Origin of the sequence: Streptomyces sp. NPDC048643, from assembly GCF_040650615.1 — a bacterium.
Classification (GTDB): Bacteria; Actinomycetota; Actinomycetes; order Streptomycetales; family Streptomycetaceae; genus Streptomyces.
Genome location: NZ_JBEZHO010000010.1, coordinates 209,695 through 229,817 on the forward strand (window position 1 = coordinate 209,695; position 20,123 = coordinate 229,817).

Annotated in this window: 16 protein-coding genes; 10 read left to right on the forward strand and 6 right to left on the reverse strand. The window is 72.7% G+C overall.

The genetic code is table 11. The annotated features are described in order from the left end of the window. Positions 1-3 precede the first annotated feature (3 nt). The 6 genes from AB0C62_RS13345 (at position 4) to AB0C62_RS13370 (ending at position 6,563) form a co-directional block, all read left to right on the forward strand. Positions 4-1,239, forward strand: coding sequence for a prenyltransferase/squalene oxidase repeat-containing protein (locus tag AB0C62_RS13345; protein ID WP_362972482.1), 1,236 nt, complete (start codon positions 4-6; stop codon positions 1,237-1,239). Next, on the forward strand, positions 1,236-1,892 hold the full coding sequence (locus AB0C62_RS13350) for an SCO2322 family protein (RefSeq protein WP_362972484.1): 657 nt from the start codon (positions 1,236-1,238) through the stop codon (positions 1,890-1,892). Before AB0C62_RS13345 ends, AB0C62_RS13350 begins: the two co-directional genes overlap by 4 nt. 9 nt (positions 1,893-1,901) lie before the next feature. Further along, complete coding sequence (locus tag AB0C62_RS13355; protein WP_362972486.1) at positions 1,902-3,152, forward strand: energy-coupling factor transporter transmembrane component T; 1,251 nt, start codon at positions 1,902-1,904, stop codon at positions 3,150-3,152. Beyond that, complete coding sequence (locus tag AB0C62_RS13360) at positions 3,149-4,921, forward strand: ATP-binding cassette domain-containing protein (protein ID WP_362972488.1); 1,773 nt, start codon at positions 3,149-3,151, stop codon at positions 4,919-4,921. Before AB0C62_RS13355 ends, AB0C62_RS13360 begins: the two co-directional genes overlap by 4 nt. Continuing rightward, positions 4,918-5,772, forward strand: coding sequence for an ECF transporter S component (locus AB0C62_RS13365; protein WP_362972490.1), 855 nt, complete (start codon positions 4,918-4,920; stop codon positions 5,770-5,772). Before AB0C62_RS13360 ends, AB0C62_RS13365 begins: the two co-directional genes overlap by 4 nt. Positions 5,773-6,143: 371 nt before the next feature. Next, positions 6,144-6,563: a transglycosylase SLT domain-containing protein gene (locus AB0C62_RS13370; protein ID WP_362972492.1), complete on the forward strand. Its 420-nt coding sequence runs from the start codon at positions 6,144-6,146 to the stop codon at positions 6,561-6,563. A gap of 431 nt (positions 6,564-6,994) precedes the next feature. Here the strand turns inward: AB0C62_RS13370 and AB0C62_RS13375 are convergent, their stop codons facing one another. After that, positions 6,995-8,164: a steroid 3-ketoacyl-CoA thiolase gene (locus AB0C62_RS13375; RefSeq protein WP_362972494.1), complete on the reverse strand. Its 1,170-nt coding sequence runs from the start codon at positions 8,162-8,164 to the stop codon at positions 6,995-6,997. 374 nt (positions 8,165-8,538) lie between these two features. Between AB0C62_RS13375 and AB0C62_RS13380 the strand changes: the two genes are divergently transcribed. Then, on the forward strand, positions 8,539-9,783 hold the full coding sequence (locus tag AB0C62_RS13380) for a cytochrome P450 (protein ID WP_362972496.1): 1,245 nt from the start codon (positions 8,539-8,541) through the stop codon (positions 9,781-9,783). Between the two features lie 148 nt (positions 9,784-9,931). On the opposite strand, the gene AB0C62_RS13385 is transcribed toward AB0C62_RS13380, so the two are convergent. Next, complete coding sequence (locus AB0C62_RS13385) at positions 9,932-11,980, reverse strand: bifunctional glycosyltransferase 87/phosphatase PAP2 family protein (RefSeq protein ID WP_362972498.1); 2,049 nt, start codon at positions 11,978-11,980, stop codon at positions 9,932-9,934. Between the two features lie 403 nt (positions 11,981-12,383). On the opposite strand from AB0C62_RS13385, the gene proP reads away from it, so the two are divergent. Beyond that, complete coding sequence (gene proP / locus AB0C62_RS13390) at positions 12,384-13,775, forward strand: glycine betaine/L-proline transporter ProP (protein WP_362972500.1); 1,392 nt, start codon at positions 12,384-12,386, stop codon at positions 13,773-13,775. 200 nt (positions 13,776-13,975) lie between these two features. After that, positions 13,976-14,647, forward strand: coding sequence for an O-methyltransferase (locus AB0C62_RS13395; protein ID WP_362972502.1), 672 nt, complete (start codon positions 13,976-13,978; stop codon positions 14,645-14,647). A gap of 43 nt (positions 14,648-14,690) precedes the next feature. Here the strand turns inward: AB0C62_RS13395 and AB0C62_RS13400 are convergent, their stop codons facing one another. Further along, positions 14,691-15,086, reverse strand: coding sequence for a hypothetical protein (locus AB0C62_RS13400; RefSeq protein ID WP_362972504.1), 396 nt, complete (start codon positions 15,084-15,086; stop codon positions 14,691-14,693). 121 nt (positions 15,087-15,207) lie between these two features. Between AB0C62_RS13400 and AB0C62_RS13405 the strand changes: the two genes are divergently transcribed. Next, positions 15,208-15,660: a DUF1992 domain-containing protein gene (locus AB0C62_RS13405; protein ID WP_362972506.1), complete on the forward strand. Its 453-nt coding sequence runs from the start codon at positions 15,208-15,210 to the stop codon at positions 15,658-15,660. A gap of 130 nt (positions 15,661-15,790) precedes the next feature. On the opposite strand, the gene AB0C62_RS13410 is transcribed toward AB0C62_RS13405, so the two are convergent. From AB0C62_RS13410 to AB0C62_RS13420, 3 genes are all read right to left on the reverse strand, one after another. Continuing rightward, positions 15,791-16,729, reverse strand: coding sequence for a hypothetical protein (locus tag AB0C62_RS13410; protein WP_362972508.1), 939 nt, complete (start codon positions 16,727-16,729; stop codon positions 15,791-15,793). A gap of 162 nt (positions 16,730-16,891) precedes the next feature. After that, positions 16,892-17,578, reverse strand: coding sequence for a hypothetical protein (locus tag AB0C62_RS13415; protein ID WP_362972510.1), 687 nt, complete (start codon positions 17,576-17,578; stop codon positions 16,892-16,894). A gap of 194 nt (positions 17,579-17,772) precedes the next feature. Next, complete coding sequence (locus tag AB0C62_RS13420) at positions 17,773-20,007, reverse strand: MFS transporter (RefSeq protein ID WP_362972512.1); 2,235 nt, start codon at positions 20,005-20,007, stop codon at positions 17,773-17,775. Between the last annotated feature and the right edge of the window lie 116 nt (positions 20,008-20,123).

Below are 20,123 nucleotides of genomic sequence, written 5' to 3' on the forward strand. Positions count from 1 at the left end.
GTCATGTTCGTTCGCCGCACCGCCGCGGTACTGGCCGCCACCACCGTGATCGGAGCGGTGCTCGCACCGGCCGCCCTCGCGGCGGACTCCTCCCCCTCGCCGTCGACGGCGATCCCCTCCGGCCTCTACGGCTCCACCGACCCGACGTACGACGGCGTGTGGCGGCAGTCCCTCGCCCTGCTCGCCCAGGACACCGCCGGGGTGCGTCCCGCCGCGAAGGCCGTGGACTGGCTGACCGGGCAGCAGTGCGCGAACGGCGCCTTCGCCGCGTTCCGCGCCGACGCCTCCGCCGCGTGCGACGCCAAGACGCAGGTCGACACCAACAGCACCGCCGCCGCCGTCCAGGCGCTGGCCGCGCTCGGCGGGCACGACGACGCCACCGGCCGGGCCGTGACCTGGCTGAGGTCCGCGCAGAACAAGGACGGCGGCTGGGGCTACATGGCCGGCGGGCCCAGCGACACCAACTCGACGTCCGTCGTGATCGGCGCGCTGCACGCGGTCGGCAAGAAGCCCCAGAGCGTCTCCAAGGACGGCAAGTCCCCCTATGACGCGCTGCTGAAGCTGTCGATGCCGTGCAAGGGGGACGGTGGCGGCGCCTTCGCCTACCAGCCCGACAAGAAGGGCGGGCTCGCGGCTAACGCGGACGCGACCGCCGCGGGCGTGACGGCCGGCATGGGCCAGGGCTTCGTCGCGCAGACCGGATACACGAACGCCCTCACGGGATGCGTCGCCCCCGAGACCCCCAACCGGGCGGACGCGGCGGGAAACGGCGCCAACTACCTCGCCGGGGCGCTGGCGAAGACCTCGTACCTGAAGTCCTCGCTCCCCGGTGCCGATGACCAGCCCGACTACGGCAACACGGCGGACGCGGTCGTGGCCCTGTCGTCCATCGGTGCGACGAAGGAGGCGAAGAAGCCGCTCGCCTGGCTGGAGAAGAACTCCGCCGCCTGGGCCGCCAAGTCCGGCCCCGCCGCGTACGCGCAGCTGATCTTCGCCGCGCACAGCACCGGCACCGACCCGCGTGACTTCGGCGGCCAGGACCTGGTCGCGAAGCTGAACGCGACGGGCCCGGCGCCGAGCACGGCGGGCGCCTCGGCCACGCCGAGCGAGAAGAAGGACGACCAGCAGAAGGACGACGACGGCGGCCTCGGCGTGTGGTGGATCGTCGGTGTCGGCCTGGTCGCCGGTGTCGGCATCGGCTTCCTGATCAGCGGCCGCAACAAGAACCGACAGCTGTGACCGTCCGCCGGACGACCGCGCCGGCCCTGGCGCTCGCCCTCGCCCTCCTGCTCCTCGTCCTCGGCGGCGCGGGGCAGGCCCGGGCGGTCGGCTACCGCTACTGGTCCTTCTGGGACCTGGCCGGCGGGAAGTGGACGTACGCGACCCAGGGCCCGTCGACCGCGCGGCCGTCCGACGGTGCCGTCGAGGGCTTCCGCTTCGCCGTGAGCGAGGACTCCCGGCACGCGGTGCAGCCGCGCGGGGAGCGGGAGTTCGCCGCGATCTGCGGCGGCACGGCCGCCGAGCGGGGCAAGAAGCGCGTGGCGCTGGTCATCGACTCCGGTACGGCCGCGGACGCGCCGTCCGGCGAGCGGCCGCCCGCCCCGCGCACCGCCTGCGCCCGCGTCGCCCCGGACGCCAGCACCGCGGAGGCGCTGGCCGCGGTCGCCAAGCCGCTGCGCTACGACACCAACGCCCTGCTGTGCGCGATCTCCGGCTATCCGCGCACGGGTTGCGGCGACCAGGTCTCGGCGTCCGAGCCCACCGCGTCCGCCCGTCCGGGCGCCGCCGAGCCGGCCGGTCACGGCCCTTCGGTGGGCCTGTGGGCGGGCGTGGCCGCGGTGGCGGCGCTCGGCGCGGCGGCCGTCTGGCAGGCCCGCCGCCGCAGGGGCTGAGCACCGACTATGAACACCGGCGATCGCGCACGTCCCACCGCCGCGGCCACGGACCGGAGCCGCCTCCGACGCCCCACGGGCCGTCGGGACGCCGGCCTGCCGGAACAGGGCCGGCACACCGAGGACGGACCGACCGCGCCCCCGGGTTCCCCCGCCCGGGCGCCGTGGTCGGCCCGCGCGGGCGCCCTGCATCCCGGAGCCTGGTGGATCTGGGCCCTGGGCCTCGGCACCGCGGCCTCCCGCACCACGAACCCCCTGCTGCTCGCCCTCCTCATCGGCGTCGCGGGCTATGTGGTGGCCACCCACCGCAGCGAGGCGCCCTGGGCCCGCTCCTACGCCGCCTTCGTGAAACTGGCCGCCGCGGTCCTGCTCATCCGGCTGGTCTTCGCGGTGCTCCTCGGCTCCCCCATTCCGGGCACGCACGTGATCGTCACCCTCCCCGAACTCCCCCTGCCGCACTGGGCGCAGGGCATCCGCATCGGCGGCCGGGTCACCGCCGAGGGCGTGGTCTTCGCGCTGTACGACGGCCTGAAGCTGGCCACCCTCCTCGTCTGCGTCGGCGCGGCGAACGCCCTCGCGAACCCGGCGCGGCTGCTCAAGTCGCTGCCGGGGGCGCTGTACGAGGCAGGTGTCGCGGTGGTCGTCGCGCTGACCTTCGCACCGCATCTGATCGCCGACGCCCAGCGGCTGCGCGCCGGGCGCCGGCTCCGAGGGCGTCCCGACCGGGGGCTGCGCGGCCTGCTGCACGTCGGACTGCCGGTCCTCGAAGGCGCGTTGGAGCGTTCGGTCGCGCTGGCGGCCGCGATGGACGCGCGTGGATACGGGCGGACGGCCCAGGTCCCGCCCGCCGTCCGCCGCACGACCGGCGCCCTCACCCTGGGCGGCCTGCTCGGCGTCTGCGCGGGCACCTACGGGCTGCTGACCGCCGAGGGCTGCACGTACGGGCTGCCGGTGCTGCTGGCCGGACTCGCCGCGGCGCTCGGCGGCCTGTGGCTGGGCGGCCGGCGCTCCCTGCGCACCCGCTACCGGCCCGACGCGTGGGGCGCACGGGCCTGGCTGGTCGCCGGATCGGGCGTGGCCGTGGCGGCCCTGATGATCCTGGCCGCGTCCGGCGACCCCGCCGCCCTGCGCCCCGGTGTCGTCCCCCTGGTCGCTCCCGCCCTGCCCCTCGGGCCCGCGGCGGCGGTCCTGTTGGGCCTGTTTCCCGCCTTCGTGGCCCCTACCCCCCAGCGAACCCCGGCCCCCGAGGAGCCCTCATGATCCGCTTCGAGGACGTCTCCGTGACGTACGCCGGCGCGGCCGGACCCGCCGTCCAGGGGGTGGACTTCGACGTCCCGGAGGGTGAACTCGTGCTGCTCGTCGGCCCGTCCGGGGTCGGCAAGTCGACGGTGCTCGGCGCGGTGAGCGGACTGGTCCCGCACTTCACGGGCGGAACGCTGCGCGGCCGGGTCACCGTGGCGGGGCGGGACACCCGCACCCACCGGCCGCGTGAACTCGCCGACGTGGTGGGCACGGTGGGCCAGGACCCGCTGTCCCACTTCGTGACGGACACCGTGGAGGACGAACTCGCCTACGGCATGGAGTCGCTCGGCCTCGCACCGACGGTGATGCGGCGACGCGTCGAGGAGACCCTCGACCTGCTCTCCCTCACGGACCTCCGGGACCGTCCGATCGCCACCCTGTCCGGCGGCCAGCGCCAACGCGTCGCGATCGGCTCCGTGCTGACCCCGCACCCCCGGGTGCTGGTCCTCGACGAGCCCACCTCGGCCCTGGACCCCGCCGCCGCGGAGGAGGTCCTCGCGGTCCTCCAGCGCCTCGTCCACGACCTCGGCACGACGGTCCTGATGGCCGAGCACCGCCTGGAACGCGTCGTCCAGTACGCCGACCGGCTCGCCCTCCTCCCGGCGCCCGGAGCGCCCCTGACACTGGGCACCCCGGCGGAGATCATGGCCGTCTCCCCGGTCCGCCCGCCGGTCGTGGAGCTGGGCCGCCTGGCCGGCTGGTCCCCGCTCCCCCTGACCGTCCGCGACGCCCGCCGCCTGGCGGAACCCCTGCGCGAGCGCCTGGCCGCGATCCGCGCGACCCGGGAGTCTCCCGACGCCGGAGCGCCCACGTCGGTCACGGCGGTCACGGCGGTCACGGCGGTCACGGCACCGCACGGGCCGACGGGGCACCCGCCGGTCGCCGCACCGGCGGCCCCCTCCCGCCCCCTCCTCGCCCGTCTCCTCGGCAGGCGCACCCCCGACACGAACCCCGCCCCCGTGTCCTCCGCCCCGGCCGAGGTGGCCGTCGTCCGCTCGCTGGCCGTGCGGCGCGGACGCGTGGAGGCGCTGCGCCGGGTGGACCTCACCGCGGCCCCCGGCGAGACGATCGCGCTGATGGGCCGCAACGGTGCCGGGAAGTCGACGCTGCTCGGGGCGCTGGTCGGGCTGGTCGAACCGGCGGCGGGGTCCGTTCGGGTCGGCGGCGCGGTACCGCACCGCACGGCGCCGCGCGATCTCGTACGCCGCGTCGGACTCGTACCGCAGGAGCCGAGGGACCTCCTCTACGCGGACACGGTCGCCGCCGAGTGCGCGGCGGCCGACGAGGACGCCGGGGCCACGGCCGGGACCTGCCGGGCGTTGGTGTCGGAGCTGCTGCCGGACATCGGCGACGACACGCACCCCCGTGATCTGTCGGAGGGGCAGCGGCTCGCCCTGGCGCTGGCCGTGGTCCTCACGGCCCGGCCCCCGCTGCTGCTGCTCGACGAGCCGACCCGCGGCCTGGACTACGCGGCGAAGGCCCGGCTGGTCGCCGTGCTGCGGGGGCTGGCCGCCGAGGGGCACGCCATCGTGCTGGCCACCCACGACGTGGAACTCGCGGCGGACCTGGCCCATCGCGTGGTGATCCTCGCGGACGGCGAGGTCGTCGCCGACGGGCCGACGGCCGAGGTGGTCGTCGCGTCACCGTCCTTCGCCCCGCAGGTCGCCAAGATCCTCGCCCCCGAGCCGTGGCTCACCGTCGCCCAGGTCGCAAAGGCCCTCGCATGAGCGCCCCGGAGACGGCCGGAACCACCGCGCGGCCCGTACAGCAGCCGCAGGCCAGGGCCGTCCGGCTCGGCCCGCGGTCCGTCGCCGCCCTGGTCCTGGTCAGCGCGACCGGAGTCGCCGGGTTCGGCTGGCCGCTCCTCGCGGGACCCGGCTCGCGGGTCGGCGCGCACGCCCAGGACGCCCCGTGGCTGTTCGCGGGGCTGCTGGTCCTGTTGGTCGCGGTCGTCGCGGCGACGATCTCCGAGTCGGGGCTCGGCCCCAAGGCGGTCGCCATGCTCGGCGTGCTGGCCGCGACCGGCGCCGCGCTGCGCCCGGTCGGGGCGGGGACCGCGGGCATCGAACCGATGTTCTTCCTGATGGTGCTGAGCGGGCGGGTGCTCGGGCCGGGCTTCGGGTTCGTGCTCGGCTCCGTGACGATGTTCGCCTCGGCCCTGCTCACGGGCGGGGTGGGGCCCTGGATGCCGTTCCAGATGCTGGCCATGGGGTGGTTCACGATGGGGGCGGGTCTGCTGCCGGGGCCCGACCGGCTGCGCGGCCGCGGGGAGCTGTTCATGCTCGCCGGGTACGGGTTCCTCGCCGCCTTCGCGTACGGCACCGTCATGAACCTGTCCGGCTGGCCCTTCATGGACGCGCTGGCCTCGAACGTCGCCTTCGACCCGCACGCCGCCCTGCCCGCGAACCTCGCACGGTTCCTCGCGTACTGCCTGGCCACGTCCCTCGGCTGGGACCTGGGGCGCGCGGTCGTCACCGTCGTGCTGACCCTGACGCTCGGCGCGACCCTCCTGAAAGCACTGCGCCGGGCCACCCGCCGGGCCGCCTTCGAGAGCCCCGTCACGTTCGACCCCCGCTGATCGGCGACCCACGTCACACCGGCGCACGACACCCCGTGGGGACCCGCGCACCCTCCGTCAGACCCGGAGTGAGGCGGCCCACAGGACTTAGGTCACCTACGAAGCGACCTCGTAGCCCCACCTCATGGCATGGACGCGTCGAAACCCCTTCCGACCTGGGGTTTGAGAGCCAGGTCACACAGGGGACTTTCATCGCGGATGCGACCACCACTAGTAAAAAGGGTCATTGCGGACAGCCGCTGAGCCTGTTTCTCTGGAGCAGTCGCCAGGCGCCGATGGCCCACCCGGGTCGCGGCGCCGACGTACGCCCCACCGCTTCACGTGGTCACGGCATGCGAGCGACCTCATGTCCCCGAGGAAAAAGGTTCTCCGTGTCCGTCTCTGTCATCCGCCGCGCCGTCTCCTCCCCGAAGAAGGCCCTCGCCGGTGCCGCCGTGGCCGCCGCCACCGCCGGCATGGTCCTGGCCGCGGCGCCCGCCCAGGCCGCCACGCCGACCAGCGCCTCCTCCGCGAAGACGATCGCGCACAAGATGATCCCGGACGCCGGTCAGTTCAACGCCTTCAGCAAGATCGTCGAGCACGAGAGCGGCTGGAACCCCAGCGCGACCAACTCCTCCTCCGGTGCGTACGGCCTGGTCCAGGCCCTGCCCGGCTCGAAGATGGCGTCTGCCGGCTCCGACTGGAAGACCAACCCCAAGACCCAGATCAAGTGGGGTCTCGACTACATGAAGTCCCGCTACGGCAGCCCGGCCGGCGCGTGGAACTTCTGGCAGGCCAACGGCTGGTACTGATCAGCCCCACCCAGGCAGGCGGCGACCCCCGATCCCCGGGGCCGCCGCCTTCTGCATACCCGGGGTCCGGGCACACCTCCTCGCCCCCAGCCCCGACACCGCCCTCCCGCCCGGGCCACAAGCGTTTTTCGCCCCCTCCGCCCCTACCCTTCCCACCCCCGGGGCTCCGCCCCGGACCCAGCTCCTCACACGCCGGAGGGGCTGAAACCGGCGCCTGAGCAGCAAGATATTCGCACCTGCACCCGGGATCCGGCGCGAGGGGCCGTGCCGGTACATCAGATGCCCGTCGCTCACGTCCGGAGCGAGCAGCTCACGCCTCGCGACCCACGTCCGATCCAGCGGCGACGGGCGGATGTACCGGCACGGCCCCGCCCCCCACCGGAGCCCACCCACCGGATCGCAGCCGGAGGCGGCGGCACACCAGAAGGCGCCTACAGCCGCTGGAGGATCGTCCCCGTCGCCAACCCCCCACCCGCACACATCGTCACCAACGCGAACTCCTTGTCCTGACGCTCCAGCTCATGCAGCGCCGTGGCGATCAGCCGAGCCCCCGTGGCCCCCACGGGATGCCCCAGCGCGATCCCGCCCCCGTTCACGTTCACCCTGGACAGGTCCTGCTCGAAGACCTGCGCCCAGCTCAGCACCACGGAAGCGAACGCCTCGTTGATCTCGACGAGGTCGATGTCCTTCAGCGACATCCCGGCCTTGCCCAGCACGGCCCGCGTCGCGTCGATCGGCCCGTCCAGGTGGAAGTGGGGATCGGACCCCACCAGCGCCTGCGCCACGATCCGCGCCCGGGGCCGCAGCTTCAGCGCCCGCGCCATCCGCTTGGACGCCCACAGGATCGCCGCCGCGCCGTCCGAGATCTGCGACGAGTTGCCGGCCGTGTGCACGGCGGTCGGCATCACCGGCTTCAGCCGCGCCAGCGCCTCCATCGACGTGTCCCGCAGCCCCTCGTCCCGGTCGACGAGCCGCCACATGCCCTGCCCGGCCGCCTGCTCGTCCTCGGTGGTGGGCACCTGCACGGCGAACGTCTCCCGTTTGAACCGCTCCTCCGACCACGCGATCGCGGCGCGCTCCTGCGAGATGAGCCCGAGGGAGTCGACGTTCTCCCGCGTCAGCCCGCGGTGCCGCGCGATCCGCTCGGCCGCCTCGAACTGGTTCGGCAGGTCGACGTTCCACTCGTCGGGGAACGGCTTGCCCGGCCCGTGCTTGGAGCCGGACCCGAGCGGCACCCGTGACATCGCCTCCACGCCGCAGGAGATGCCGACGTCGATGACTCCCGCCGCGATCATGTTGGCGACCATGTGCGAGGCCTGCTGCGAGGAGCCGCACTGACAGTCGACGGTCGTCGCGGCCGTCTCGTAGGGCAGCCCCATGGTCAGCCAGGCCGTGCGCGCGGGGTTCATCGACTGCTCGCCGGCGTGGGTCACCGTGCCGCCGACGATCTGCTCGACGCAGTCGGCGTGGATGCCGGTGCGGCCGAGGAGTTCACGGTAGGTCTCGCCCAGGAGATAGGCGGGATGCAGATTGGCGAGCGCGCCACCGCGCTTGCCGATGGGCGTCCGTACGGCTTCGACGATCACGGGTTCCGCGGCCATGGGGGCTCGTCCTCTCCTCAGGCCTGCCCGGCGGCCAGGCCCAGCTGACCCGCGCAGCGCGGGGCGTCCCGGCCCACCCACCGCGCAGAACTAGAACGCGTACCAGTTCTGCGTGCAGTTTGCTGAGCGGACCCCCCGCGCCGCAAGGGTCGTGCAGCTCCCGAAGTCGTGATCTGCACGAATCCCGCACGGAATTGGGGGCCCCGCGCCTCTTGCCACTTGTAGAACCCGTTACTACCTTCACGGCGATTCCCTGTTCCTGATGGACCGTCAGGACTGCTGCCAGGACTGCGGTCAGAACTGCCCTCAGAACCACCGGAGCCGCCCGAAGCATCGGGCCGTCACCACCGTAGGCGCGAGACCTGGAGTTGCCGATGCCCTGTCCAGCGCTGCCCGACGGGTTCGATTTCACCGACCCCGACGTACTGCACCACCGCGTACCCCTCCCGGAGTTCGCCGAGCTGCGCCGGGCCGAACCGGTCCACTGGATCCCGCAACAGCACGGCGTCGCGGGCTTCGGGGACGACGGCTACTGGGCCGTCACCCGGCACGCGGACGTCAAGTACGTCTCGACGCACCCCGAACTCTTCTCCTCGTTCCTCAACACGGCCGTCATCCGCTTCAACGAGCGCATCCAGCGGGAGCAGATCGAGGTCCAGCGGCTCATCATGCTCAACATGGACCCGCCGGAGCACACCCGGGTCCGCCAGATCGTGCAGCGCGGTTTCACCCCGCGCGCCATCCGCTCGCTGGAGGACGCGCTGCGCGACCGGGCCGGCTCCATCGTCGCGAACGCGCTCGCGCAGGCCGGCCCCGACGGAGCGTTCGACTTCGTCACCCAGGTGGCCTGCGAACTGCCGCTGCAGGCCATCGCCGAGCTGATCGGCGTCCCGCAGGAGGACCGCGTCAAGATCTTCGACTGGTCCAACAAGATGGTGGCGTACGACGATCCGGAGTACGCGATCACGGAGGAGATCGGCGCCGACTCGGCCACCGAACTCATCTCGTACGCGATGAACATGGCCGCCGACCGCAAGCAGTGCCCGGCGAAGGACATCGTCAGCACGCTGGTGGCGGCGGAGGACGAGGGCAACCTCGCCTCCGACGAGTTCGGCTTCTTCGTCCTGCTGCTGGCGGTCGCCGGCAACGAGACCACCCGCAACGCCATCACGCACGGGATGCACGCCCTGCTCACCCACCCCGACCAGTGGGACCTCTACAAGCGGGAGCGTCCGAGGACCACCGCCGAGGAGATCGTCCGCTGGGCGACCCCCGTCGTGGCCTTCCAGCGCACCGCGACCCAGGACACCGAGCTGGGCGGGCAACGGATCGCCAAGGGCGACCGCGTCGGCATCTTCTACTCCTCCGCCAACCACGACCCCGAGGTGTTCGAGAACCCCGAGGACTTCGACATCACCCGCGATCCCAACCCGCATCTCGGATTCGGCGGCGGCGGCCCGCACTTCTGCCTCGGCAAGTCGCTGGCCACCCTGGAGATCGACCTGATCTTCAACGCGATCGCCGACGCGATGCCGGACCTGCGGCTCTCCGGCGACCCGCGCCGCCTCCGCTCCGCCTGGCTGAACGGCGTCAAGGAGCTCCAGGTCCGACGGGCGTAGCGGTCGCCGCATCGCTCGGGCCGGCGGCCTCCCGGCATCCGCCGGCCCGTATCGCGGGAGGCAGGGGCATCCCCTACGCCCTGCCCCTGCCTCCCCCGCGACGGACGCCGAGGTCGAGGTCGAGCGCGGGATCGGCTCCGGGCCGCCGTCAGCTCCGGGGACGGCCCGTCGCCGGGACCGGCTGTTCACCGCCGACCTCGACCGGATTCATCAGGGTCCGGGGCCGGGGGCCCTGGAGGAGGTAGGTCAGTCCGAAGCCCGCGGCGACCACGGCTGCGCCTCCGACGGCGTCCAGGACCCAGTGGTTGCCGGTCGCGACGATCGCGCAGACCGTGAAGAACGGGTGCAGCAGGCCCAGCGCCTTCATCCACCACTTCGGCGCCAGGATCGCGATGACGAGCCCGCACCAGAGCGACCAGCCGAAGTGCAGCGAGGGCATCGCCGCGTACTGGTTGGTGAGCGCCGTCAGCGTGCCGTAGTCCGGCTTGGAGAAGTCCTGCACCCCGTGCACGGTGTCGATGACGCCGAGGCCCGGCATCAGGCGCGGCGGGGCGAGCGGGTAGAGCCAGAAGCCGACGAGGGCGAGCAGGGTGGCGAAGCCGAGGGCGGAGCGGGCCCAGCGGTAGTCGGCGGGGCGGCGGACGTAGAGCACGCCGAGGACGGCGAGCGGGACGAAGAAGTGGAACGACTCGTAGTAGAAGTCGAAGAAGTCGCGCAGGAACCCGATCGTGAACACCGCGTGGTTGACCCAGCGCTCGATGTCGATGCGCAGGAACCGCTCGATGGCGAGTATCTGGTCGCCGTGGTGCTCGGCGGCGGCCCGGCCACCCGCGTTGGTGCCGCCGGTCGCGGCGAGCCTGACCTGCTGGTAGGCCGAGTAGCCGACGCGGATCAGGAGCAGTTCGACCAGCAGGTTCGGACGGGCGAGGACGCGGCCGGGGAAGGGCAGCAGCGGCACCCGCTTCCACCGGGTGGGCGCGGGCTCGGCGTACTCGGTGGGGACCGGCGCCCGGTAGTACGCGGAGGTGCGGGACAGGAAGGGTACGAGGGTGGCGGCGGCCAGCGCGGCGATCAGCACCACGTTGTCGCGCACCGGGTGGAGCGCCGCCATGTTCGGCAGCATCATCTTCCCGGGCAGGGTCATGACCAGGACGACGGCGACGGGCCACATGGAGCGGTCCGAGGTCTTCCTGCCCACCCGGCCCACGACGGCGAGCAGCACCCACAGCAGCTGGTACTGCCAGGTGGTGGGTGAGACGGCGACGGCGACGCAGCCGGTGATGGCGACGGCGAGGAGGAGCTGCCCGTCGCGGGCGTAGAACACCGCGCGGCGCAGTCCGAGGACGGCGACGGCCGCGCCGAGGGCCAGGAAGAGCCCGATCTCCAGGGGGCCGGTCAGGCCGAAGCGCAGCAGCGCGCCGTGCATGGACTGGTTGGCGAGGTCGTCGGCGGCCCGGCCGAGGCCGACGCCCGCCAGGTGGTGCACCCAGTAGGTGTTCGAGTCGTGGGGCATCGCCGCCCAGGCGAGCGCGGTGAGGGCGGCGAAGGTGACGCCGGTGGAGGCGGCGGCCCGCCGCCGGCCGGTGAACCAGAGCAGCGGGGCGAAGAGCAGCACGGTGGGCTGGAGGGCGGCCGCGACACCGATCAGGACGCCGCAGGCCCGTTCCCCGCGGACGGCGAAGCAGCCGAGGAGGACGAGCAGGACCGGGATGATGCTGGTCTGGCCGAGGTAGAGGGCGTTGCGCACGGGCAGGGACAGCATCAGCAGGCTGATGGCGACGGGCGCGGCGAGCAACGACGTACGGCGGCTGACGGGCCGTGGCAGGGCGCGTGCGGTGACCAGGCCGAGGGCGACGACCAGCAGCAGGGTGCCGAAGGTCCAGCCCCAGCCGAGGGCCTGTTCGGCCGCCCGGGTGAGGGGCTTGAGGACGAGTCCGCCGAACGGGGTGCCGGTGAACTGCGTCGAGTCGTACAGCGAGCCCTTCACGTGCAGGACGCCGTCGGGTCCGACCCAGGTCTCCAGGTCCGTCAGCCGGTCGGCCTTGGGGGTGCCGAGGACGGCGGCGACCTGTCGTGCGGCGAGGAGGGCGGCGATCACCCAGAGTCCGACGCGGAGCGCGCGCAGCCGGGCTCCGGCCGTCTGCGCTCCTGCCGCGAAGGCATTTCCCGCTCGTCCGCCGTGCTCCACGTTCGCCACGCCCCGTCGACCCTCCCGCCCCGTTGTTCCGTTATGTCACGTGCGCCCTGTACGTCAGTCCTTATCAGGACCCTATGAGGCTTGCACCGCCCCCGCCGAGAGACGCAGGCGGCCCCCGCTCCACCCGACACCCTGCTCCCTTTTGTCCGAATGACGATAGTCGTCCGAGAGGCCGGTTCCGTCCGGGGGCCGCGACATACCTCACAGACGGGGCGTCCGCCGGGCCTCCCGGGGCGCCGCGTCCTGCCTGCATACACCGCCTTTAGGCGCATTCGGTGACCGGGCGCCCACTCCACGTCATCCGGACGAGTGGCTCTAAGGTCGCTTTTCGGCCTGCCTCCGGGCAGGCCCCGGTTCCGCCTCCGGGCGGGCCGCGTCCCTGTCCCCTGCGGAAGGAAGGCCCTTGCCCACCGCGACCCCCGTAGCCCCCGCGACATCCGTCCCGGCCCCCGCCCGCCCGGCATCACCAGAGGTCACCGTCACCGACCCCGCGCTGGTCAAGCGCGCTGTGAAGGCGGCAGCGCTCGGCAACGCGATGGAATGGTTCGACTTCGGTGTCTACAGCTACATCGCGGTGACCCTGGGCAAGGTCTTCTTCCCCTCCGGCAACCCGACCGCCCAGCTCCTGTCGACCTTCGGCGCCTTCGCCGCGGCCTTCCTGGTCCGACCGCTGGGCGGCATGGTCTTCGGCCCGCTCGGCGACCGCATCGGCCGCCAGAAGGTCCTCGCCCTCACGATGATCATGATGGCGGCGGGCACGTTCGCGATCGGCCTGATCCCGTCGTACGGCTCGATCGGCGTCGGCGCCCCGATCCTGCTCCTCGCGGCCCGTCTGGTGCAGGGCTTCTCCACCGGCGGCGAGTACGCGGGTGCCTCGACGTTCATCGCCGAGTACGCGCCCGACAAGAAGCGCGGCTTCTTCGGCAGCTGGCTGGAGTTCGGCACGCTCGCCGGCTACATCGGCGGCGCGGGTCTGGTGACCCTGATGACCGCGCTGCTCTCCACGGACGACCTGCTCTCCTGGGGCTGGCGCATCCCGTTCCTGATCGCCGGCCCGATGGGCATCATCGGCCTCTACCTGCGGATGCGCCTGGAGGAGACCCCGGCGTTCACCGCCGAGCTGGACAAGGCCGAGGCCGACCGCCCCAAGGTGCCGCTGCGCGAGATGATCACCGGCCAGTGGCGCGCCCTGCTGCTGTGCGTGGGCCTGGTCCTCGTCTTCAACGTCACCGACTACATGCTGCTGTCCTACATGCCGAGCTACCTGACCAGCGAGCTCAAGTACGACGAGACGCACGGTCTGCTCGTGGTCCTCGGTGTGATGGCGCTGATGATGATCGTGCAGCCCTTCGCCGGCGCGCTGACCGACCGGATCGGCCGCCGCCCGGTGATCGCCGCGGGCTGCGTGGGCTTCCTCGCCCTGTCCGTCCCGGCGCTGCTGCTGATCCGCCAGGGCAGCCTGGTCGCGATCGCCCTCGGCATGGGCGCCCTCGGCCTGCTGCTGGTCTGCTTCACCGCCGCGATGCCGGCGGCGCTCCCGGCGCTCTTCCCGACCCGGGTCCGCTACGGCTCGCTGTCCATCGGCTTCAACATCTCCGTCTCGCTCTTCGGCGGCACCACCCCGCTGGTGGTCACCGCCCTCATCGGCGCGACCGGGAACATGATGATGCCCGCCTACTACATGATGGCCGCCGCCGTCATCGGTGGTGTGGCCGTCTGGTTCATGTCGGAGTCGGCGGGCCGCCCGCTGCCGGGTTCCGCGCCCGCGGTGGAGCCCGCGCCCGCGCGCCACTGACGCCGCGTTCCACCGGCCGGATCCCGAAGGCCGCGGTCGCGGGGCACCACGCCCCGCGACCGCGGCCTTCGCCGTGCGTCCCCCCGTCGGCCGCCGTCGAACCGCCGGGCCCGAAACCGGCTGGCAGGCACCGGTGCGGGCGACTAGGTTTCCCCTGAGATACTTAGCGCATCTAACTAGGCATACGAAAGGCCCGGTGCATGAGCGAGTCGCAGGTCTGGATCGACGTCGACGACCACTTCACCACCCTCCTGGCCCCCGCCGACGAGACGCTGACCGCCGCGCTGCGCGACAGCGACGCGGCCGGACTGCCCCCCATCAACGTCGCCCCGAACCAGGGCAAGCTGCTCCGGCTGCTCGCCGAGATCCAGGGCGCCCGCCGCATCCTGGAGATCGGCACCCTCGGCGGCTACAGCACGATCTGGCTGGGCCGCGCCCTGCCCGCCGACGGCCGGCTGGTCACCCTGGAGTACGACCCCCGGCACGCCGAGGTGGCCCGCGGCAACCTCGCCCGGGCCGGCCTGGCCGAGCTCGCCGAGGTGCGGGTCGGCCCCGCACTGGAGTCCCTGCCGAAACTGGCGGACGAGAACCCCGAGCCCTTCGACTTCGTCTTCATCGACGCGGACAAGGTGAACAACGCGCACTACCTCGACTGGGCGGTCCGGCTCACCCGGCCCGGCAGCGTGATCGTCCTCGACAACGTCGTCCGCGGCGGCGCGGTCACCGACGCCACGAGCACCGACCCGAGCGTGCGGGGCACCCGGGCCGCGCTCGAACTCATCGCCGCGCACCCCCGGCTCGACGGCACGGCGGTCCAGACGGTGGGCAGCAAGGGCTACGACGGCTTCGCACTGGCCCGCGTACGCGCCTGAACCGCCCGGCCCGCCCCTGCCGATCCCGCCGGCCCCGCACCCCCTAGGGCTCGTGGTAGAAACCCACGTTCACGGTGCGGGGTCCGGTGCGGTCCTGGATGACGAGTTCGCCGGAGCCGCCCGCGGGCAGCCGGGCCGTGCCCCCGTACGGCAGCGGCTGCGGCTGCAGGCCCACCAGGGCCAGCCGGACCTCGGACGACGGCTCGGGGTGGGAGCCCTGCAGCCAGGTGACCTGCCAGGAGCCGTCGGGTCCGCACAGGAACTCCAGGTGGACCCGGGAGACGAACAGCCAGTCGTCGGGGGTCGCGAGCCGGCACACGGCCCGGTCCCGGCCCACCCGCAGCATGGCCCCGGGGTCGCTCGGCGCGTCGGCCATCAGCATCCCGGCCGTCGCGCCGGCGTCCCCGCCGGACATCGTGGCCATGGTGAGTTCGAGCACGCGCGCTCCTTCGTGAAGGGTGCTGGTCCCAGCGTCCTGACACGCGGTGTGGTTCCCACGCCGCCGCCGCATGATAATTCGACCATTCCCGTCCTGGTGCGGCCTCCGGCACAATGGATCCATGACGGAGCGCAAGCCACCCGGTGTCAGCTTCGAGTCCTGGGTCGACCGGCAGATCCGCGAGGCGGAGGCCCGCGGCGAGTTCGACGAACTCCCGGGCGCGGGGAAGCCGTTGCCTGCGGTCACCGACACGCCGTACGACGAACTCTGGTGGATCAAGCGGAAGATGGCCCGCGAGGGCCTGTCGGTGCTGCCTCCCACGCTGGCTCTGCGCAAGGAGGCGGAGGACGCCCTCGTCGCGGCGGCCGCGGCCCCCTCGGAGCGGACCGTGCGGCGGATCGTCGAGGACGTCAACGCCAAGATCCGCGAGGTCATGTTCAAGCCGCCGCCGGGTCCACCTCTCGGGCTCAAGCCCTACGACGTTGAGAAGATCGTCCAGGAGTGGCGCGCGGCCCGCGAGGGCCGGAGTACCGGGGTGGAGACGGAGCGGCGGAAGAGCGGCGGAACCGCCTGAGACCGCGGACGCCCGCGGCCCGGGCGGCAGGAACGGCGCGGTCGTCCCGGCCGCGCGAACGCCGTGAGGCCGCGTCCCGGAACATGGTCCGGGACGCGGCCTCACGGTGCCTACGGTGTCCGAGGGCGGCTCAGATGTGCAGCAGCCGTTCGGCCATCTCGCGGTAGTCCTGAAGGGCGAGCCGCAGCTTCTCGGTGTCGGAGGCCGACGCCTTGCCCTCACCGCCGGACTGCCAGGCGGTCCGCAGGGAACGGCGGCGCTGGGACACGGCTTCCGTGAACCGGCTCGCGAGCTCCTCGAGCACGTGGTCGGCCTCCTCGACGGACGCCTCGGGCCCGTCGACGAACCCGCCGACCGCGTGCCGCATCCGCTGCGAGAACTTGTCGTACTCGTCCCCCGGGAGCAGCCGCTCCCCGTGCTTCGCGGAGTCCTTGGCGGAGTCCTGGCCGACCTTGCCGTCCGTACGGGTCCCGGTGTCCGCGGAGCCGCTCGTGGGGAGCGCTCCCGCGGTGTCACCACGCCCGGTGTCGCTGTTGCGCTGCACTGAACCGGGCTTGACGTTGTCGGTGTCGAGGTCCGTGTCACGGGAGGTGACGGAGGGGCCCGTACCGGTGCGGCTCGTCCGGTCGTCGTGCGAGGCGGCGCGCTCGCCGGTACGGACGTCCGCGCTCTCGCGGGCCGGCGTGCCGGTCCCGGTCGTCCGGGCGGCGGTGTCGTCGCCGGTCCGGGCCGCGCGGGCCTTCGCCTCGTCACTGATGCCGGTGCCGGTGGTGGCGCCGGTGCCGGTGGTGGTGCCGGTGGTGGTGCGGGCCTTCGCCTCGTCACTCGTCGTGGCCGACCGGACCGCGGCGGCGCCGCCGGACTTCGCCCGGTCGCCCGGGGTCTGCTCGTCGGCCGCGGGGTCCAGGTGACCCTTCAGTGCCTCACGGCGCGACACGTCCTCGTCGGAGGCGCTGTCGGCCGCCTTCGCCCGGTCGTCCGCGGGACGCTCGGGGGGCACCGGGGTGACACGGCCCTTCATGGCCGCATCGCCGGACTGGTTGCGCTCAGGGTCCTGCTCGGGCTTCATCGCGTTCACCTTCCTCAACTCCCTTCGCCTGGAGCCTGGTGAAGGACCAGGGCAGGTGGGAGCGAGTGTCGTGGTTGAGGGTCTCTGGGCTGTCGGTGCGCGGCGGGTCCGCCGTGCTCCCGGTGCTCTGCGGGCTCGCGTGCTCGCGTCGCTGTGGACGGGCTACGCGGGCTCGGTGTGCCGGTCGTCCTTGGTCATGCCGAACCGCCGGGTGCGCTTGGAGCGGTCGTCCTGGGACTCGCTCACGTCGTCCGCGCCGTCCGTGTCCCGCACGTGAGCGGTGGACTTGTCCTCGCGGTTCGAGCTCATCAGGTCCTCGAACAGGACGCGGGCCTCCAGCATCGCCTCGCGCATCTGCTCGGTGTCGACGGTGCCGTCCTTGTCCGTACGGGCGAGCGCGGCCCGGTGCACCGTGCGGTAGCCGTGGACGTGGTGTCCGTGGTGCACGGACAGGGCGGAGACCTGCTCCTCGAACTGCTCCACGTCGGGGAACCCGCGTGCTCCGGCCAGGTCACCGAGCAGCCGGTCGGCCTCGGCCACCGCCTCGCTCGGGGAGTCGACGAAGCGCTCCTGCGCGGCGGTCCAGCCGGCCGTGAACCGCTCGCGGTCCGCGGGGTCGAGGGCCTTCTCACGCAGTCCGCCGTGCAGCTTCACCCGCTCGGCGAGATCGGCCTCGGCGGCCTTGGTGTCACCGTCGTGCCGGGCGACGGCACGGTCGTACTCCGGGCCGAAGCGCCGCCGAAGGGTACGGCCGCCGGGCGGCCGTCGGTTGAGGAGGGTCAGGGCGGCCGCGACGACGGCAACGGCCACCACGATCACGATCAGAGCGATGATCACGCCTGTGGACATGGATGCCTTCCGGGGTTCTCGACCCAACGGGCCGGTTCTTCACCCGGGTTGCCCGGAAGTCGCTCCTCAAACGGCGTCGGTCACGGCGCGTAGGGCCCGGGCCTCCACCCGCGCTCCCGCCCGCCCCTCCGCCACCACCCGCCCGGAGCCGTCACCCGCCCGGAGCCGTCACCCGCCACGACCGGACCGGCGACTCAGGCCGGCTCTCCCAGGCGCCGGACCGGTGTCGGCCCGTCCTCGTGCGGGCGTTCCGCGTCGGAGCCGCACATCTCCTCGTTCAACTCCACCACCAGCTGGGTGAGGTCGGTCGGCCGGTCCGGACTCCACCAGTCGCCGAGGAGCGCGGCGAGCGACTCCTCACGGGCCAGCGACAGCTTCCTGGCGGCGGCGCGTCCCTCGTCGGTCAGCACCAGGTCCAGACCCTCGCGCCGGGCGAGCCCGCGCTCCTCGATCTGGCGGGTGCCGGCCAGCACGACGCCCAGCGGCACGGTGCTCTTCTCGGCGAGCAGGGCGGGCTCCGCCCACCCGTACTTCTTGATGCGCAGCAGCAGCCAGCTCGCCGCCGGCAGCAGGTCGTAGCCCGCCCGCTCGGTGATCTCCTCGTAGATCTGGCGCCGCCCCTCCCGGGTTCCGAGCACGGACAGCGCCCGGCACACCTCGTCGTACGACGACCGCTCGACCGGATTGCTGGCGAGCGTCTCCGTGACGTCGGGTGCCGTGACCGAGCCGCGCAGCTTGTCCTCCCGCAGCAACCAGGACAGCGCGAAGCCGACCACGGCGACCGGGGCGGCGTACAGGAAGACGTCGGTGATCGACGTCGCGAACGCGTGCAGGACCGGTGGCCGCAGGTCGGAGGGCAGGGCGCCGATCCCCTTCGGGTCGGCCTTCAGTGAATCCGTCGTGATGCCCGGCGGCAACTTCTGTCCCGCCAGCGCCTTCGTCAGGTTGTCGCCGAGACGGCTCGCGAAGACCGTGCCGAAGATGGCCACGCCGAACGAGGCGCCGATGGACCGGAAGAACGTCGCGCCGGACGTGGCGACGCCCAGATCCTCGTACGACACCGCGTTCTGCACGATCAGCACCAGGACCTGCATGACCAGGCCGAGGCCCAGGCCGAAGACGAAGAAGTACGCGCTCATCTCGCCGGTGCTGCTGTTCTCGTCCATCTGGTGCAGCAGGAGCAGGCCGATGACGGTGATGCCGGTGCCCGCCACCGGGAACACCTTCCAGCGGCCGGTCCGGCTGACGATCTGCCCGGAGACCGTGGACGACAGCAGCAGTCCGAAGACCATCGGCAGCATGTGCACACCCGACAACGTGGGCGTCACACCTTGCACGACCTGGAGGAAGGTCGGCAGATAGGTCAGCGCGCCGAACATCGCGAAGCCGACGATGAAGCTGATGATCGCCGACAGCGTGAAGGTGTGGACGCGGAAGAGCTTGAGCGGAAGGACGGGTTCGGCCGCCCGCCGCTCCACCGAGACGAACGCGAAGCCGAGGACCACGCCGAGCACCGCGAGACCGATGATCTGCGGCGAGTTCCAGTCCCAGGTGGTGCCGCCCAGCGAGGCCACCAGGACCAGACAGGTGGCGACCGCGGCGATCAGGAACGTACCGAGGTAGTCGATGACATGGCGGGCCGACTTCTTCGGGATGTGCAGCACCGCGGCGATGACCACGAGCGCGACGGCGCCGACGGGCAGGTTGATGTAGAAGACCCAGCGCCAGCTCAGGTGCTGGGTGAACACCCCGCCGAGCAGCGGCCCGAGCACACTCGTCGCGCCGAAGACCGCTCCGAACAGGCCCTGGTACTTGCCTCGTTCGCGCGGCGGGACGAGGTCGCCGACGATCGCCATCGACAGCACCATCAGGCCGCCGCCGCCGAGTCCCTGCAACGCCCGGAACCCGATCAGCTCGCCCATGTTCTGCGACATGCCGCACAGCGCCGACCCGATGAGGAAGATCACGATCGCCGTCTGGAACAGCCGCTTGCGGCCGTACTGGTCGCCCAGCTTGCCCCACAGCGGAGTGGCCGCCGTCGACGCGAGCAGATAGGCCGTGACCACCCAGGACAGGTGCTCCAGGCCGCCGAGGTCGCTGACGATGGTCGGCAGCGCGGTCGACACGATCGTCTGGTCCAGCGCGGCGAGCAGCATGCCGAGCAGCAGCGCGCCGATGGAGACGACGACACTGCCGTGCACGCTGTCGCGGGCGTCCGTGGCCGCCGCCGTACGGCGCCGCACGGCGGACTCACTGGCCTCGACGGACTCGTGCGGGTTGATCGGACCGGTGAAGTCGCTCCCGCCGTCCTGCCCGTCGCCGTCGCCGCCGGTGCCACCGGCGCCCGTGCCGGTGGCACCGGTCGGCCCGTCCGGCCCGTCCGTGCCGCGGCCGGCGGGCGTCTGCGAACCGTGCGCGTCCCCGGTCATTCGGCCTCCCTGCGCCCCGAGGGTCTCGATCACCCCCCATCCTGATCGGTGTGTCCGGTTATGGCCTGTCGAGGCGTCCGGAATCCGGGATTCCGGGGGGCTCGTTGAAGGTTGCG

Bases quoted from the DNA above. Each gene is read 5' to 3' on its own strand.
- AB0C62_RS13345 (WP_362972482.1), top strand. From the start codon at position 4: ATGTTCGTTCGCCGCACCGCCGCGGTACTGGCCGCCACCACCGTGATC.
- AB0C62_RS13355 (WP_362972486.1), top strand. From the start codon at position 1,902: ATGAACACCGGCGATCGCGCACGTCCCACCGCCGCGGCCACGGACCGG.
- AB0C62_RS13360 (WP_362972488.1), top strand. From the start codon at position 3,149: ATGATCCGCTTCGAGGACGTCTCCGTGACGTACGCCGGCGCGGCCGGA.
- AB0C62_RS13365 (WP_362972490.1), top strand. From the start codon at position 4,918: ATGAGCGCCCCGGAGACGGCCGGAACCACCGCGCGGCCCGTACAGCAG.
- AB0C62_RS13375 (WP_362972494.1), bottom strand. From the start codon at position 8,164: ATGGCCGCGGAACCCGTGATCGTCGAAGCCGTACGGACGCCCATCGGC.
- AB0C62_RS13380 (WP_362972496.1), top strand. From the start codon at position 8,539: ATGCCCTGTCCAGCGCTGCCCGACGGGTTCGATTTCACCGACCCCGAC.
- AB0C62_RS13395 (WP_362972502.1), top strand. From the start codon at position 13,976: ATGAGCGAGTCGCAGGTCTGGATCGACGTCGACGACCACTTCACCACC.
- AB0C62_RS13405 (WP_362972506.1), top strand. From the start codon at position 15,208: ATGACGGAGCGCAAGCCACCCGGTGTCAGCTTCGAGTCCTGGGTCGAC.
- AB0C62_RS13410 (WP_362972508.1), bottom strand. From the start codon at position 16,729: ATGAAGCCCGAGCAGGACCCTGAGCGCAACCAGTCCGGCGATGCGGCC.
- AB0C62_RS13415 (WP_362972510.1), bottom strand. From the start codon at position 17,578: ATGTCCACAGGCGTGATCATCGCTCTGATCGTGATCGTGGTGGCCGTT.
- AB0C62_RS13420 (WP_362972512.1), bottom strand. From the start codon at position 20,007: ATGACCGGGGACGCGCACGGTTCGCAGACGCCCGCCGGCCGCGGCACG.